Origin of the sequence: Lawsonibacter hominis, from assembly GCF_014287895.1 — a bacterium.
GTDB lineage: Bacteria > Bacillota > Clostridia > Oscillospirales > Oscillospiraceae > Lawsonibacter_A > Lawsonibacter_A hominis.
In genome coordinates, this window is the sequence record NZ_JACOPP010000004.1 from 102,041 (window position 1) to 117,689 (window position 15,649).

General features: G+C 66.1%; 14 protein-coding genes. 3 read left to right on the top strand and 11 right to left on the bottom strand.

Features of this window, described 5'->3' with window-relative positions; all coding sequences use genetic code 11:
• Nucleotides 1-3: 3 nt before the first annotated feature.
• From truB to rimP, 8 genes are all read right to left on the bottom strand, one after another.
• Nucleotides 4-906, bottom strand: a complete 903-nt coding sequence (truB, locus tag H8S57_RS04585; protein WP_186906899.1) for a tRNA pseudouridine(55) synthase TruB — start codon at nt 904-906, stop codon at nt 4-6.
• Nucleotides 899-1,849: a DHH family phosphoesterase gene (locus H8S57_RS04590; protein WP_186906900.1), complete on the bottom strand. Its 951-nt coding sequence runs from the start codon at nt 1,847-1,849 to the stop codon at nt 899-901. The genes truB and H8S57_RS04590 overlap by 8 nt, the downstream gene beginning before the upstream one ends.
• A gap of 2 nt (nt 1,850-1,851) precedes the next feature.
• The gene (gene rbfA, locus H8S57_RS04595; protein ID WP_186906901.1) at nt 1,852-2,205 is read right to left on the bottom strand and encodes a 30S ribosome-binding factor RbfA; all 354 of its coding nucleotides are present in this window, start codon (nt 2,203-2,205) and stop codon (nt 1,852-1,854) included.
• A 425-nt stretch (nt 2,206-2,630) separates the two neighbouring features.
• Nucleotides 2,631-5,033, bottom strand: a complete 2,403-nt coding sequence (gene infB, locus H8S57_RS04600) for a translation initiation factor IF-2 (protein WP_186906902.1) — start codon at nt 5,031-5,033, stop codon at nt 2,631-2,633.
• Nucleotides 5,034-5,148: 115 nt separating this feature from the next.
• Nucleotides 5,149-5,751, bottom strand: coding sequence for a L7Ae/L30e/S12e/Gadd45 family ribosomal protein (locus tag H8S57_RS04605; RefSeq protein WP_186906903.1), 603 nt, complete (start codon nt 5,749-5,751; stop codon nt 5,149-5,151).
• On the bottom strand, nt 5,744-6,016 hold the full coding sequence (gene rnpM / locus H8S57_RS04610) for an RNase P modulator RnpM (RefSeq protein WP_186906904.1): 273 nt from the start codon (nt 6,014-6,016) through the stop codon (nt 5,744-5,746). The genes H8S57_RS04605 and rnpM overlap by 8 nt, the downstream gene beginning before the upstream one ends.
• 113 nt (nt 6,017-6,129) lie before the next feature.
• A complete protein-coding gene (gene nusA / locus H8S57_RS04615; RefSeq protein ID WP_186906905.1) occupies nt 6,130-7,278 on the bottom strand; it encodes a transcription termination factor NusA in 1,149 nt (382 codons plus the stop codon).
• 31 nt (nt 7,279-7,309) lie between these two features.
• Nucleotides 7,310-7,765, bottom strand: a complete 456-nt coding sequence (gene rimP / locus H8S57_RS04620; protein WP_186906906.1) for a ribosome maturation factor RimP — start codon at nt 7,763-7,765, stop codon at nt 7,310-7,312.
• Between the two features lie 297 nt (nt 7,766-8,062).
• Between rimP and H8S57_RS04625 the strand changes: the two genes are divergently transcribed.
• The 3 genes from H8S57_RS04625 to H8S57_RS04635 are packed head-to-tail and all read left to right on the top strand — an operon-like array spanning nt 8,063 to nt 12,319.
• Nucleotides 8,063-8,995, top strand: a complete 933-nt coding sequence (locus tag H8S57_RS04625) for an AAA family ATPase (protein ID WP_186906907.1) — start codon at nt 8,063-8,065, stop codon at nt 8,993-8,995.
• Between the two features lie 7 nt (nt 8,996-9,002).
• Nucleotides 9,003-10,010, top strand: coding sequence for a DUF58 domain-containing protein (locus tag H8S57_RS04630; protein ID WP_186906908.1), 1,008 nt, complete (start codon nt 9,003-9,005; stop codon nt 10,008-10,010).
• Nucleotides 10,007-12,319 carry a transglutaminase-like domain-containing protein gene (locus H8S57_RS04635; RefSeq protein WP_186906909.1) on the top strand — a complete coding sequence of 771 codons (2,313 nt, stop codon included), beginning with the start codon at nt 10,007-10,009 and terminating at the stop codon, nt 12,317-12,319. The genes H8S57_RS04630 and H8S57_RS04635 overlap by 4 nt, the downstream gene beginning before the upstream one ends.
• 90 nt (nt 12,320-12,409) lie before the next feature.
• Here H8S57_RS04635 and H8S57_RS04640 read toward each other — a convergent pair whose 3' ends face one another.
• The 3 genes from H8S57_RS04640 to H8S57_RS04650 all read right to left on the bottom strand — a co-directional run bounded on the left by H8S57_RS04640 (nt 12,410) and on the right by H8S57_RS04650 (nt 15,633).
• Complete coding sequence (locus H8S57_RS04640; protein WP_186906910.1) at nt 12,410-14,272, bottom strand: LTA synthase family protein; 1,863 nt, start codon at nt 14,270-14,272, stop codon at nt 12,410-12,412.
• 111 nt (nt 14,273-14,383) lie between these two features.
• Entirely contained in the window at nt 14,384-14,965 is a 582-nt protein-coding gene (locus H8S57_RS04645) for an ATP-binding cassette domain-containing protein (protein ID WP_186906911.1), read from the bottom strand.
• Nucleotides 14,962-15,633 carry an ABC transporter permease gene (locus H8S57_RS04650; RefSeq protein ID WP_352408356.1) on the bottom strand — a complete coding sequence of 224 codons (672 nt, stop codon included), beginning with the start codon at nt 15,631-15,633 and terminating at the stop codon, nt 14,962-14,964. Before H8S57_RS04650 ends, H8S57_RS04645 begins: the two co-directional genes overlap by 4 nt.
• Nucleotides 15,634-15,649: the final 16 nt, after the last annotated feature.

Sequence of the window (15,649 nt, forward strand, 5' to 3'; positions counted from 1 at the left end):
CGACTACACCTCGAAAAAGCTTTTGATGGTCTTCATCTGTCCTCCCCTACAGCGGCCCAGCAGCAGGAAGGCCCCGTCCGGACCGTAGACCCGCCAGTCCCCGTCGGCTGCGGCACAGGGGAACGGATTGCCGTTTTTCGCCCGGGAAAGGGCCGCGTCCGGCACGGTGAGCGCGGGATACCGGGCAAAATAGGCGTCCACCGGCAGCAGCAGGGCCGCCGGATCCCCCGCCGCGCGCACCTGCTCCAGCGTCACCGCGCCCTCCAGGCCAAACCCTGCCGCACGGGTGCGCCGCAGGGCGGACAGCGTGCCGCCGCAGCCCAGGGCCTGTCCGATCTCATGGCAGAGCGTGCGCACATAGGTCCCCTTGGAACACGCCACCCGCAGAAACCAGGTATCCGGCTCCGGTTCAAACCCGCAGGGCGCATCCCTCCGCACATCCGCCTCTTCCAGCACTTCCAGGGCGCGGATGGTCACACGCCGGCTGGGACGCTCCACTTCGGTCCCCTTTCGGGCCAGCTCGTAAAGCTTCCTCCCGCCGATCTTGACCGCCGAATACATGGGGGGCACCTGCGCGATCTCCCCACGGAAGCGTTCCAGCACGGCCTCCAGCTCCTCCCGGCCCGCAGCGACCGGCCGCGTCTCCAGCACGCTCCCGGTGATATCCTGGGTATCCGTGATAACTCCAAGTCTTAACGCGGCGATATATTCCTTTTCGGATTCCGCCGCGAACTCTACCGCCCGGGTGGCCCGGCCCAGAAAAACCGGCAGCACCCCCGTGGCCATGGGGTCCAGGGTACCCGCGTGTCCCACCCGCCGCTCCTGAAAGAGACCCTTCAGCTTGGCGCAGACGTCCATACTCGTCCAACCCGACGGCTTATCGACGACCAGGATCCCGTTAGCCATCCCGCTGTACCGTCCGGATGGCGTTCAGGATGGCTTCCCTGGCGTCCGCCACGGAGCCCTTTACCGTACAGCCCGCGGCGGCGGCATGGCCCCCGCCCCCCAGCAGGGCGCACACGCGGGTGGCGTTGAGCCCGCCGCTGGTACGCACGCTCAGCTTGCACTCGCCCTCCGCCAGCTCCCGGATGGTCACGGAGGTCTCCACCCCCTCCGTCTGGCCCACAAAGGCGGCGATATCCTCCACGTCTTCTTCGTGGGCGCCCAGCGCGGCCATCATGGCCAGTGTCACGGTGGCGACGGCCGTCTTTCCCCCGTCGTACCGCTCCATCCCCTCCACGATCATGCTCTCGATACGCAGGCGCCGGAAGGACTTGGTGCGGAAATGGCGCTTGTTGAGGCTGGCGTAATCGATCCCGGCCTCCATCAGCGCGGCGGCCACCCGGTGGGTGGCCGGGGTGGTGTTGCCATACTGGAAGCAGCCGGTATCGGTGGACACCGCCACATAGAGCGGCTGGGCGATTTCCGCCGTCACAGGCCCCAGCTGGCGCACCACGTCGTAAATCAGCTCCCCGCAGGCCGCCCGGCCCGGGTCCACGCAGCACGCCGCTGCAAAGCCCTCGTAGGAAGGATGGTGGTCAAAGGCCAGGTCGATGCCCCGCGTCAGCCACACCTCCCCCTCAGGGGTAAACAGGCTGCGTCCGGCGATATCCACGCTTACCACGAAGGCGGGCCGGACCGCTTCGGGCGCCAGATAGCCCTCCAGATAGGGGGTAAACAGGCTGGTGGCGTCCCGGTTGGGCAGCACCCAGGCCTGTTTGCCCAGCTTCCGCAGCGCAGCGCACAGCCCTACGGCGCAGCCGATGGTGTCCCCATCGGGGCGCTTATGGGTCAGGATCAAAATAGCGTCTTGCTCCCGCAGCAGCGCCGCGGCTTCCCTGTAATCCAAATTCAATTCCCTTCTTCTCTGCGCTCGATATCCTTTAAAACCTCCAGGATGTGGGCGCCCTTGTCGATGGAGTCGTCCCGTTCGAACACCAGCTCCGGGGTATACCGCAGGGACAGCCTTGTCCCCAGTTCCCGCCGCAGATAGCCGCCGGCGGACTTGAGCCCGCGGACCACTTCGTTTACGTCGCTGCGGTCCAGCACGCTGACATAGACCTTGGCGTAGCGCAGGTCGGAGGTGGTGTCCACCGCGGTGATGGACACCAGTCCATGGACCCGCGGATCCTTCACCGTGCGGATCAGATTAGCCAGCTCCCGCTGGATCTCCTCGTTGATGCGTCCGATGCGATTACTTGCCATAACCTATCTCCTCAAGAAACGCAATACAGGCCCGCCCCTCCTCAAATGACTTGGGGACGGAACGGGCCTGTATCCGTTTGTTAAATAAATGCGAAATTTGCGGCAGACCTGCCCGTTCGCAACAGGCAGCGGTTCCATGGCCGGATAGAAGTCCTCCGGCACACCCCGGTATTTTCCCCGGGCAGGCGTGCGTCTACACCTCGATCTGCTCCATCAGGAAGGCCTCGGTCCCATCGCCCACCCCACGGCGCCCTGCGCCGCGGGGCCCCCCAGGTTCCTTCACAGGCTCGGGCGGAGTAAATCCGGCCCTGCGCCAAGGTTTCCGCTTTGCGAAAACGCTTGTGCGGCGCAATGCGCCGTCCCGCCTGCGGCGGGGCCCAAGGAGGGCGACCGGGGCAGTCTGGTGCTCGCCAAATCCTGACGGTCTACACCTCGATCTGCTCCATCAGGAAGGCCTCGATCACATCGCCCTCCTTGATATCCTGGAACTTTTCAAAGGTGATGCCGCACTCGTAGCCCTGGGCGACCTCCTTCACGCTGTCTTTGAAGCGCTGGAGGGATGCGATGGCGCCGTCGTAAATGACGATGTTGTCCCGTAGCAGGCGCATCTGGGCGCCCCGCTGCATCTTGCCGCCCGTGACGTAGCAGCCGGCCACCATACCCACGCCGGTGATCCGGAACACATTGCGCACTTCGGCCTGGCCCAGCTCCACTTCCTTGAACTTGGGGGAGAGCAGCCCTTTCATGGCGGTCTCGATCTCGTTGATGCAGTCGTAAATGACCCGGTACATCCGCATATCCACATGATTGCGGGCGGCGGTATCCTTGGCGTTGTTGTCGGGGCGGACGTTGAAGCCCACGATAATAGCGTTGGAGGTCGTGGCCAGCATCACATCGCTCTCGTTGACGGCGCCCACGGCGCAGTGAATGACCCGCACCCGCACCTCGTCGTTGGAGAGTTTCTCCAGGCTGGCCTTGACCGCTTCGGCGGAGCCCTGCACATCGGCCTTGACGATGATGTTCAGATCCTTCATCTCGCCCTGCTTGATCTGGCTGAACAGATCTTCCAGGCTCACCTTGCCCACCGGGCCGGAGGCAGCCATCTTCTGTTCGTGCTTGCGCTGCTCCACCAGCTCACGGGCCATCCGCTCGTCAGCCACGGCGTGGAAGTCGTCGCCCGCGCCGGGCACCTCGCCCATACCGATGATCTCCACCGGCACGGAGGGGCCCGCCTCGGCGACCTTCTCGCCCTTGGCGTTGGTCATGGCACGCACCCGGCCCACCGCCGTACCGGCAATGATCACATCGCCCTGATGGAGGGTGCCGTTCTGCACCAGCAGCGTGGCGACCGGGCCGCGGCCCTTGTCCAGCTTGGCCTCGATCACGGCGCCGTGGGCGGTGCGGTTGGGGTTGGCCTTGAGTTCCTTCATCTCGGCGGTCAGGGTGACCATCTCCAGCAGCTCGTCGATGCCCTGGCCGGTCTTCGCCGAAATGGGACAGATGATGGTCTCGCCGCCCCATTCCTCGGGCACCAGCTCGTAGGCGGTGAGCTGCTCCTTGATGCGGTCCGGGTTGGCGTCGGGCTTATCCATCTTGTTAATGGCCACGATGATGGGGATCTCGGCGGCCTTGGCGTGGTTGATGGACTCCACGGTCTGGGGCATAATGCCGTCGTCCGCGGCCACCACGAGGATGGCGATATCGGTGACCATGGCGCCCCGGGCGCGCATGGCGGTAAAGGCCTCGTGGCCGGGGGTATCCAGGAAGGTGATGGTCTTGCCGTTCACATCCACCTGGTAGGCGCCGATATGCTGGGTGATGCCGCCGGCCTCGCCGGAGACCACGTTGGCGGAGCGGATATAGTCCAGCAGGGAGGTCTTGCCGTGGTCCACGTGGCCCATGACCACCACCACGGGGGCCCGGGGCACCAGATCCTCCTCCTTGTCCTCCGCGGTGTCGATCAGGCGCTCCTCGATGGTAACGATGACCTCCTTCTCCACCTTACAGCCCAGCTCCTCGGCAATGATGGCTGCGGTATCAAAATCGATCACATCGCTGAGCGAGGCCATGACGCCGTTCTTCATCAGGGTCTTGACCACCTCGGCCCCGGTCTTTTTCATGCGGGAAGCCAGCTCGCCCACGCTGATCTCGTCGGGGATCTTGACCACCAGGGGGGTCTTTTTCGCGATCTCCATCTGGAGCCGGCGCATCTTCTCCTGTTCCTCCTGGCGGCGCTTGTTCCCCTGGAACGCGCCCCGGCGGTTGTTGTTGCGGCCCTGGAACTTCTGCTTGCCCGCCTGCATCTGATTGGTCTTTCCGGCGGCCAGCTTCTCCAGCCGCTCGTCGTATTTCTCCAGGTTGACGTTGCCGCCCTTGCGGGTATCCACCACCTTCTTTTCCGGTACCCGGGTGGCGGGGCGGTTTGCCGGCGGCTGGCCGCCGTTGTTCTGGGTCTGCGCGCCCGCCGCCCCGGCCGCCTTCTGGGCCTGGGGCTGGGCCTCCCGCCGGGGCTGCTGCTGGCCGCCGTTCTGGGCCGGGCGCTGGTTCGTCTGGGCCGGGCGGTTCCCCTGGTTCTGCTGCTGGGGCGCAGGAGCCTTGGCGCTCTGGGCGCTCTTGGGCTCCCGGTACACATCGGCGTAGATGCTCTCGATGCTCTCGACCTGATTGCGCTGGGTCAGGCTCTCAAAGATCAGCGACAGCTCGCGGTCATCCAGCACCTGCATGTGATTTTTGGGCGTCGTCGCGTATTGGGTCAGGATATCGGCAATCTCCTTGGAGTTCTTGCCAAAATCCTTGGCCACCTCATGGACTCGATACTTGTTCAGCAAATAAAGCCACCTCCAACTGGCAGGCTTGCACCAATAGGAAAACGCGGCGCCTGCGCTGCGCTTTCTTATTGGAACAAGCCCGGTTCATTCCAATGCTCACGTATGCCATTTCGTCTCATGGCGTCTTCTTCTTGACGGTCACCACGCCCCGGGGCAGGGAACGCTTGGGCTTGGGTGCGGGCGCTTCCGCCTTGGACGGCGGCGTCCCAGGCCTTGCGGCTTGGGCGCCGGCTCTGCGGCGGTGCTCCTCCGCCCTGCCGGGCGGGTGCGGCGCTTCCTTCGGCGGCGCGGCCCAGGGCTTCTTTTTGCCCGTTTGCAGGTTTTTCTCGTGGCGGCGCTGTTCCTTTTGGCGCTGAAGGGTCTTTTCCGCCCGGACCGCCAGCTCCGCCGCCGCCGCGCCATACTGCTCCGGGTCCGCCCCGGCCAGCTTTCCGGCCAGCGCGGAAGCAAGCCCCACGTCGGTCAGGGCCAGCATGGCGCAGGACGCGCGCCCCACCATGCCCCCCAGCACGCTCTTGGGATAGGGCAGACGCAGCACGCAGGTCTTGCCCGCCTCGGCAAAGTGGGCGGCCCGCCGGGCGCTGTTCTCCGCCGCGTCGGCGGCCACCAGGATCAGCCTGGCCTGCCGCGCCCGCGCGGCGGCGCCCACCGGCTCTTCCCCGATCTCCAGGCGTCCCGCCTTCCTGGCGATGCCGATCAGGTGCAGCACACTATCCATCTCCGCCCTCCTTCATCTGCTCCTCCAGGGCGTCATACACCCCGTCGGGCATGGGGGCGGAAAAGGCCCGCTCCAGGGCCCTGGCTTTCCGCGCCCGCTTCAGGCACTCCAAATCGGGGCAGACATAGGCGCCCCGGCCCGGCTTTTTCCCTTTAAAATCCAGGGAGACTTCTCCCTCCGGGGACTTGACCACCCGGATCAGCTCCTTCTTCGGCTTCATCTCCCGGCAGCCGACGCACTGGCGCAGGGGTATCTTCTTGGGCACGGTACGCTCCTCCCTTCCCGCTGTTGCGCTCGCTGAGGCGTTTGCGCGCTGATTCGCCGCGCGCCTTTTCCCCGCCCGCAGCGCCCCCGTCCCCCGGGGCTCCTGCGTGGGCTTTACGCCTCAGTCTCGTCTTCGTCCTCGAGCACCACGTCCTCCGGCTCTTCCCCGGCGGGGGCGGACGCGGGCTTAATGTCGATCTTCCAGCCCGTCAGCTTGGCGGCCAGCCGGGCGTTCTGCCCCTCCTTGCCGATGGCCAGGGAGAGCTGGTCGTCGGGCACCACCACCCGGCAGGTCTTGCCCTCCTCCTGGGTGGCGACGCTGATGACGTCCGCGGGGGAGAGGGCTGCGGCGATATAGGCGGCATGGTCCTCAGACCATTTGATGATATCCACCTTCTCGCCCTTGAGTTCGTCTACGATATTGTTGACCCGCTGGCCCTTCGGCCCCACGCAGGCGCCGATGGGGTCCACGTTGGGGTCGGCGGACCAGACGGCCAGCTTGGTGCGGCTGCCCGCCTCCCGGGCGATGGACTTGACCTCCACGGTACCGTCGTAGATCTCGGGTACCTCCAGCTCAAACAGGCGCTTGACCAGGCCCGGATGGGTGCGGGAGATGAGGACCTGGGGCCCCTTGGTGGAACGGCGGACCTCCACCACGTATACCTTCAGGCGCATGCCCTCCACGTAGCTTTCGCCGCGGACCTGCTCGCCGGGGGCGAGGAAGGCCTCGGTGGCCTCGCTGCCGGAGCCGATGCGCAGGCTCACCCCGCCGGAGCGGGGGTCCACGCGGGTGATCACGCCGGTGAGGATCTCATGCTCCTTGGAGCTGAACTCATCATATATCATGCCCCGCTCGGCCTCCCGCATGCCCTGGATGATGACCTGGCGGGCGGTCTGTGCGGCGATTCGGCCGAAGTCGCGGGTACGCACTTCAATGCGGATCACATCGCCCAGGCCGGCCTGAGGCAGCTTCTGACGGGCCTCCTCCAGGCTCATTTCCGTACAGGGGTTGTCGACGGTCTCCACCACGTCCTTCTTCACGAACATGCGCACCGTGCCGGCGGCCTCGTTGGCCTCCACCACCACGTTGTCCCCCACGCCCTCGTGATCGCGCTTATAAGCGGAGACCAGGGCCTGGGTGATCTTCTCCAGCATATAGTCCTTGGGGATGCCCTTTTCCTTCTCGATCAGTCCGATGGCGGCAAAGAACTCCGCCCCGTCCAGTTCATTGGACTTCTGCGCTTTCGTATTCTTCTTCGGCATAGCTATTCTCCTTCACAATCACCACGCGGCGTCAGAACCGCACGCTCAATCTCACCCGGGCCACGTCCTTTTTGGGAAAGGTACGCTCCCCCTGCGGCGCGGCGATGGTCACGTCCCCGTCCTGATAGGCCAGCAGCGTCCCCACATGATCCTTCCGGCCGTCCGCCGGACGGTAGAGGCGCACCTCCACCTCCGCGCCTATAAACTGTTCAAAATGCTCCGGTTTTTTCAGGGGGCGGTCCGCCCCGGCGGAGGAGACCTCCAGCACATAGCTGCCCTCGATGGGGTCCGCCTGATCCAGCGCGTCGGACAGAGGGCGGGAGACTGCCTCGCAGTCATGGATGGAAACGCCCTCCGGCTTGTCGATATACACCCGCAGAAACCACTGCCCCGCCTCCCGGACGTACTCCACATCCCAGAGCGAACAGCCCTGCGCCGCCGCCATGGGCGCGGCAAGGCCCTGCACCAGCTCGGTCACTTTCGCCACGGGCTCACCTCCGTTTCAAGTCTTCCAGAAAATTGCTTCCCGGTTTTATTCAATAAGAAAGAGCGGGGCGAACCCCACTCTCACCATACTTCCACTACTATCCTGCCCAACTATACCACAAAAGCGCCCCCAGCGCAAGGGTTTGGCGCGATTTTTTGCTTCCGCCGCCGGAACTTCGGCAATGTGCGCTGCGTCTAAAGCTGCGGCTGCGGATTTGTAATCGTATTTTCGTTGACATAATGGTACGCTTTGATAAAATAGACCCTATGGATGAAACGAGACAAAGGAGACTGGCTTATGGAAGGCAACCGTGTGGCGCTGGCGATCCTGGAGCAGGTAAAAAAAGCCGTGGTCGGCAAGGACGAGGTGCTGGCCAAGGCGCTGCTGGCCATTCTGGCCCGGGGGCACATCCTGCTGGAGGATATCCCCGGCGTGGGCAAGACCACCATGGCCCTGGCCTTTTCCAAGGCCCTGGCCTTACAGTATAACCGGGTCCAGTTCACCCCGGATGTGATGCCCTCGGACATTACGGGCTTTTCTCTCTTCAACAAGCTCTCAGGCAAAATGGAGTATCAGCCGGGGGCGGTGCTGTGCAATCTCTTTTTGGCGGACGAGCTCAACCGGGCCACCAGCCGCACCCAGTCCGCCCTGCTGGAGGCCATGGAGGAGGGCCAGGTCACGGTGGACGGAACGGCGCACCCGGTGCCCCAGCCCTTTTTGGTCATCGCCACACAGAACCCCGCCGGCGCCTCGGGCACTCAGCTGCTGCCCGACTCCCAGCTAGACCGGTTCATGGTGCGCCTGTCCATCGGCTACCCCACTGCCTCGGACGAGGCCGATATGGTCCGCCGCAAACAAAGCGGCAATCCGCTGGAGCGCGTGGAGCAGGTGCTGGACCTGGACGGCCTGAACGCCCTCCGGGCCCAGGCCGATGCGGTGCACGTGTCCGATCCGGTACTGGATTACATCGTCCGCCTGGTCGGCGCCACCCGGGAGCATCCCATGCTCCTTCAGGGGGCCAGCCCCCGGGCCACCCTCGCGGTGACCGCCATGGCCAAGGCCGCCGCCCTGGTCCTGGGACGTGATTATGTAAATCCGGAAGACGTGCGCACCGTCTTTTCCGATGTGGTCAGCCACCGGCTGATCCGCTCACCCCGGGCACAGCAGGACGGCAGATGCGATCCGGCGGGAGACGTGCTCAAAGTCGTGCCCGCGCCCCGCGTCAAGTGAGGCCGCCATGCTGCACCGACGTGTCGCTTACGCCGCCGCCCTGGCTGCCGCCCTGCTGTTCCAGATCTTTTTCAAGGGCTGGTTCTCCGCGTTCCTGCTTGCCCTGGTGGTCCTTTTTCCTGTTCTGGCCCTGGCCTTGAGCCTGCCGGCCATTCTTTCCTGCGCCCTGGAGCTCTCTCCCTGCGTCCTGGCGGTGGAGCGGGGCGGCGCCGCCCGGTTCCAGGTCCGGCTGCGCAACCCCGCCGGGCTTCCCCTCTCCCTCCTGCGGGTCCGTTTGTCTTATGTCAACCAGCTGACCGGTCAGACCGAGACCCTCCGTCGGGAGGTGCGCGGCGCCTCCCGGGGCGCGGCCTTTTCCCTGGACGCGGACACCGCCCACTGCGGACGCCTGGTATGCACCGTGACGCGGCTGAGCATATGCGACCTGCTGGGGTTGTGCTCCCTTCCCCGCCCGGTCTCTGGTCAGGCGGAGCTGCTGGTGCTGCCTGTGCCTGCATCTCTTGAGATCCCTCCGGAGCTCACTGGGGAACAGGACCGCGGAAAGCGCCTGCGGCCCCGGCCCGGCGGCGGCCCCGGCGAAGACTATGACCTGCGCGCCTACCGCCCCGGCGACCCCATGAAGAGCGTCCACTGGAAGCTCTCCACCAAGCGGGACGAGCTGGTGGTACGGGAAGTGCTGGAGCCCTGCCGGGCGGAACTGATCCTGAGCTTCGATCATTTCGGTACGCCCGAGACCCTGGACGCCGTGCTGGACCGTCTGTGCGCCCTGTCCCGGGCCCTGCTGGAACGGGAACGCCCCCACCGCATCCAGTGGGCCGACCCCGTGAGCGGCGCAGTGGAGGACCATTCGGTGGAGGATGCGCGGGGCCTGTGCGCCGCCCTCGCCGCCGCCTGCTCCGCCCCCGCCCCGGAGACGGGCCGTTCCATCCTGGACGGAGCGCTCTGCGTCCAAAGCGCCGGAGGCCGCCACATCCACGTGACGGCCCACGGCCTGAAAGGGGGCGCAGCGGTATGAGGCGTCGCCGTGCCCGCGCGCCCCGGCGGGGTCCTCTTGGCGTACTGGGGGACGGGGCGCTGCTCTTTCTGATTCTGACCGGGACGCTTTTTTCCTTTCTAACCGCCTTCGGCGCGGCGGTTCTGTCCCTGCCGCTGCTGCTGGGCTGCGCCGCCTGCTCCCTGCTTTTCCTGGGGGTCTTTTCCCTGCCCCGGCGCCGCCTGTCGCTCCTGCTGCTTCTGCTGCTCCTGCTGGGGCTGTGGCTCCTGGCCCTGTGGCGTCTCTGGGATACGCTGACGCTGGGCGAGATCGCCCTGCGCTGCGCCGTTCACAATTCCATTTCCGACAGTCTGGGCCGCAACAGCTACATTCACCCCATCGCCCAACTCCCGGAGCAGACCTGGCTCCGCGCCGCCACCGCGCTGGCGCTGTGCGCCGCGGCGGCGCTGGGCGCGCTGCTGGGCCTGTCCATCGTCCGGCTGCGCTCCGGTCTTCTGACGCTGCTCTTCTCCCTTCCCTTCCTGGCCGTTCCCCTGGCGTTCACCCTGACCCCGGCATGGCTGCCCCTGATGGCGGTACTGCTGGGCTGGGGCGTGCTTGTGCTCTGTTCGCTCACCGCCCGGTGGGACGGCGGGGGAAGCGCGCGGCTCTGTCTGGTCGCCCTGCCGGTGCTGGCACTCGTGCTGCTGCTGCTGAATGTGGCTCTGCCGCAGGAGTCCTACCGGCGCCCCGCCTGGGCGGACCAGGCCAACGAGGCGATCACCAACTGGGCCGTGCGCGTAAGCGACCGGCTCTTCCCCGGCCTGAAGCTGGGGGGCGGCGGCACCCTGTCCGGGGCCGACGCCAGCGTGGACCTGGCCGACGCGGGCCCCCTGCGCTATTCCGGGCGTACGGTGCTGGAGGTCAGCACCTCCCTGCGGGGCCGGCTCTACCTGCGCGGATTTTCCGGCGCGGTATACGACGGCGGCTCCTGGGCGCCCCTGGATGAGCAAAGCTACGAGAGCGAGCCCCTCTACAGCAGCACCTACCGCCCCGCCTGGACCCGGGACGACGTTCAGCCCATGAATTTTCCCGCCCTGGCCGACCGCGCCAGTGTTCCGGGCAAGGACTACGCCAGCGTCACCATCCGCAATCTGGGCGCCGATCCGGGCTATGTATACTATCCCTATCAGCTGCTCTCCACTCCGGAAGAGATCTCCGGCGGGCAGTTTGTACACGACGCTTATCTGGCCCGGGAGGAAGGCGTCTGGACGCATACGCTCTATGTGCAGCCCGAATGCGACCCGCTCTCCGGCGCCCAGCTGCCGGAGGAGCTCCGGGACGCCGAGCAGGAATACGCCCGCTTCGTCTATCAAAACTACACCGGCGTGCCGGACGCACTGAGCGACACGCTGTACCGCCACCTGATCTCCATGGTGGCCGAGCCGGAGGCCTGTCTGCCCGGCGGCGCGGAGAACGAGCACTATCAGGCGCTGATGTACGGCAGCTATGGGGGCAACGCCGCGTTTGCCCTGACCCTTTCCGCCCTGATCTCCGACTACCTGGGCCAGCTGGCCGTGTACGATCCGGCTACGCCCGCCGTCCCGGAGGGGGAGGATTACGTGCGCTGGTTCCTGGAGGAAAGCCGCCGGGGCTACTGCATGCATTTTGCCAGCGCCGCCGTCCTGCTGCTGCGTTATAACGGCGTCCCCGCCCGGTATGTGTCCGGCTACGTGGCCGACGTGGCCTCTTCCGGAACGGCCCGCGTGCCCGACTCCAACGCCCATGCCTGGGTGGAGATCTACCTGGACGGCTACGGGTGGCATCCCGTGGAGGTCACCCCCGCCTACGCCGGGGCGCAGCCCGGCCAGAGCGGCGCTCCTGCCGAAACGGCGCAGCCCACGCCCACCCCCAGCGCGGCTCCCGCGCCGTCCCGGGGCCCCAACGCCGCCGTGCCCACGCCCACGCCCACGCCTCAGGCCCAGGCGGCCCAGAGCGCGCCCTTCGATCTGCGCCTGCTGCTCTTCCCGGCGGGGATGGGCCTGCTTCTGGCGCTGTTCGCCCTGCGGCGGCGGCTGGCGCTGAGGCGGCGGGAGCGCCGTTTCCGCCAGGCAGACGCCAACCGGGCCGTGATCGAGGCCTATCTCTACCTCCGGCGGCTGGAGCGCTGGGGCGGCGTGATGCCGGAGACGGCTGAAGCGCTCGCCAAAAAGGCCGCGTTCAGCCAGCACGCCATGACCCAGCCGGAGCGGGAAGCCGTTGTCTCCGCCGCCCGCGCCTGCGCCGCCCGCGTGGACGCCGCGCTCCCCCGCTGGAGACGGCTGCTCTTCCGGTATTGGTTCGGGCTGTAGACGCTCTGGAAGGGCGCAAGCAGGGAACGTCCCCCGGCGGTCCTAGCGGGACCGCCGGGGGACGTCACAGTCTGTCGAAAACGGCCCGCGTCATTCGGTCAGCGCAAATACGCCGGGAACCCGTTCGTCCTTGTCAAAAACGTTGTTGTACTGCAAAATCCGGTACTGCGTCAGCTGGTCCGCCAGCGTTTGAGGCAGGGCGTCCCGCTCTCCGTACCAGTTGCCCGCGCTGTCCCGGATCCCCACGGTGTTGATCACAGGGAGCTGCCGGCGGAGCCGGGACAAAAACGCCTGATACTGCGTCCTGGGCAAATTGGCGGCGTCCATCAGCAGGGCGGAGAGATAATTGAGCGAGAGCTCCACCCCCTCCTCCTCCGGGATATCGTAATTGGCCCAGAGCACAAAGGGCACCATCTGCTTTTTTTCCGCCCAGGCGGTGGCGGGGTCGGTTCCCAGCACCCGGTTATAAAAGCTGGTGGCCACCTGAGGCTGATGGTCGCCGAACAGCAGGATCATCGTCGGCTCCTCCACCTGGGCGAAATATTCCACCAGCTCTTCAAAGGCCCGGTCGCTCTCATGGATCAGGGAGAGGTACTGGTCCACGGTGGGAAATTTCCCCTCCATGGGCCCGGTCAGCCAGCTCGTCCGTTCCAGGCCGGTCCAGGGCATGTTGTAGCTGCTGTGATTCTGCATGGTCACGTTGAAGAAAAAGAGCTTTTCGCCCGCTTCCTTTTCCTCGTAGAGCCGGATGAGATGCTCATAGTTGGACCGGTCGGAGACATACCCCTCCCCGGCCTTGCCCCGCAGGTAGTCCCAGTCCTGGAAATCCCGCTGGAAATACGTCTCGTCAAAGCCGTAATCGGCGTATACGCTCACCCGGTTCCAGCCGGAGGTCAGATAGGGGTGCATCGCCACACAGCGGTAGCCCAGCGCCTTCATCTGTCCCACCAGGGAGGGGTCCCCGTCGGACACATAGAGCTGGTAGGCCACGGTGCTGGCCGGTAGAAAGGCCATGGTATTGCCGGTGAAAAATTCATATTCGGAATTCGCGGTGTTGCCCCCGAACACGGAGGAATAGGCATAGCCCTTGATCGTGTTTTCCGTCAGGGAGCGGAGAAAGGGCATCGCGTCCTGATTGGTCTGCACGCCCGGCAGCACCGACAGGTCGGAGAAGGACTCGTTCATGACGACGATCACGTTGACCGGCGTCTCCCCCTCGGCTTCGGCGCCGGCGGCCGCGCCGCCGGCCAGCGCCTGGGCGGCCTGGGGGGAGTATCCCTCCGGCTGCTCGGTGCGCATGTACTTCATACAAACGGTAAAATTCAGCAGCAGGCCGTTGCCCCGGGTGGTCCACAGGGAGGGCTCCACGCCCAGGGCCTCCACGATCCCGGTCCCGAAGAAGAGCGCGAGGTACGCCGCCGTCACGCCCGCGGTGCACGCCAGCCGCCTCCAGGAGCGGGCGTGCCGCGCCTCCCGCGGCAGCAGCGACACCAGCAGCAGAACGGCCAGCATGATCAGGAAGGTGATCACCTGTTTGAAATCGGGGGTATAGTCGTAATGGACGGCCACATTCGCGGCGGTACGCAGGGAGAGGAAGTCCGCCGGGAAGAGGGTGCGCCCCCGAAAGGCGATCAGGTAATGGCTGGCGCAGCCGAACGCCCAGGCCGTGCCCAGGCCCCACTTCACCGCCGATGTCCGCCGCCGGAAGATCGTGTAAAACGCCAGCTCCCCCAGATAGTACCAGGCCAGGTTGAGCAGGATCTGCACCGCGGTGAAATCGGTCCAGGGGTTATTATAGTTGAGCGCCTCCACCAGCGTGAAGGAGAGCAGCGGGGTCAGCATCAGCAGCAGGCGGGAGATCCGGGCCGCCTTGACCTCGTCCAGCGCCAGCTTGGGGTAGTGCAGCCGCCGCAGTTCATTCCGTTGTTTGGGGTAGGATACCTGGGAACTCATATTACGCCTCTTTTACCCTTTCATGACGTCTTTTTTACGTTTTGCATGGTCTGCATTATAGCAAGCAAAGCCCGAAAGCGCAACGCGCTTTCGGGCTTTTTAATGAAATCTTCATCTGTTTTTTTGCCGCAGGGGCGGGCCCTCCAGAGCGAGCACCCGGTCGCAGCGGGAGAGCACCGCCTCCTGATGGCTGGTCAGCAGCACCGGCGTTCCCAGGGCCCGGATACGCGCCAGGATGCGTCCGGCCCGCTGCGCGTCCACACCGGCAAACGGTTCGTCCAGCAAAAGCAGCGCGCCCCCGCAGGCCAGGCACCGGGCCAACGCCAGCCGCCGGCCCATGCCGCCGGAGAGCTGGGCCGGATACCGCGCCTGCTCCCCCGCCAGCTCCACCAGTTCCAGCCAGCGGCCGACCTCCCCCCGCCGGGCCTTCGGCAGCACATCGGTGATGTGCTGCCCCACCGTGCGCCAGGGCAGCAGCCGGTCCTCCTGAAAGAGCAGGCTCACCGGTCCGGGGAGGGACGCCGTCCCGGCCTGCGGCTTTTGCAGCCCCGCCACTACCCGCAGCAGGGTGGTCTTGCCGCAGCCGGAGGGCCCGGACAGGGCGGTGATCCCCTGCTCCGGTACCGCCAGGGAAAACCCGTCCAAAACGGTCTTCTCTGCAAAACAGACGGTAATATCCGACACCGATATCACACCCGCGCCTCCTTTCCCCACCGCCGGAACAGGAAACCCAGGGCGTACTCCAGCACAAAGCTCAGGGCAATGACCGCCGCCGTCCAGGCGAAGAGGGCGGGCGTGTCCAGGGTGATCTTGGCGCGGTAAAGCTCCTTGCCGATGGCCAGGGCGGGCTGACAGAGCACCTCCGCCGCCACCCCCGCTTTCCAGGCCAGACCCAGGGCGGTGGCGCAGCCGCTGGCGACATACGGCAGGGCGCAGGGCACATAGATGAGACGCAGCTTCTTTCCGGTGGAAAAGCGGTAGGCCCCGGCGGCCTCCAGCAGCTTGGGATCGGTCTGGCCGATCCCTTTGCACACATTGCCCCACAGTACCGGCAGCACCATCAGCGCGGAAACCACGGCGGGCACCCGCCCTGTGGGCGCCCACAGGAGCACCAGCACGATGAAGGAGGCCACCGGGGTGGCCCGGATCACCTTCACCGCCGGGGCGATCAGCCGTCCGGCCCAGGGCTGGGCACAGGTGAGGGCGGCCAAAAGCGCCCCCAGGGCCGCGCCTGCGGCAAAGCCGCCGAAAATGCGCCCCAGGCTCATCAGAGCCGAGCGCCAGAAAACCGCCGTTCCCGCCAGCTCCCACAGCCGCGCCGCCACCGCCAGCGGACCGGGCAGCAGCAGCTGCTTGCCCACCCAAAGGGCCGCAAGC

Excerpts from the sequence above, each read along its gene's own strand:
- H8S57_RS04635 (WP_186906909.1), top strand. The coding sequence starts at position 10,007 with ATGAGGCGTCGCCGTGCCCGCGCGCCCCGGCGGGGTCCTCTTGGCGTA.
- H8S57_RS04640 (WP_186906910.1), bottom strand. The coding sequence starts at position 14,272 with ATGAGTTCCCAGGTATCCTACCCCAAACAACGGAATGAACTGCGGCGG.
- H8S57_RS04630 (WP_186906908.1), top strand. The coding sequence starts at position 9,003 with ATGCTGCACCGACGTGTCGCTTACGCCGCCGCCCTGGCTGCCGCCCTG.
- H8S57_RS04625 (WP_186906907.1), top strand. The coding sequence starts at position 8,063 with ATGGAAGGCAACCGTGTGGCGCTGGCGATCCTGGAGCAGGTAAAAAAA.
- rbfA (WP_186906901.1), bottom strand. The coding sequence starts at position 2,205 with ATGGCAAGTAATCGCATCGGACGCATCAACGAGGAGATCCAGCGGGAG.
- nusA (WP_186906905.1), bottom strand. The coding sequence starts at position 7,278 with ATGCCGAAGAAGAATACGAAAGCGCAGAAGTCCAATGAACTGGACGGG.
- H8S57_RS04605 (WP_186906903.1), bottom strand. The coding sequence starts at position 5,751 with ATGGATAGTGTGCTGCACCTGATCGGCATCGCCAGGAAGGCGGGACGC.
- truB (WP_186906899.1), bottom strand. The coding sequence starts at position 906 with ATGGCTAACGGGATCCTGGTCGTCGATAAGCCGTCGGGTTGGACGAGT.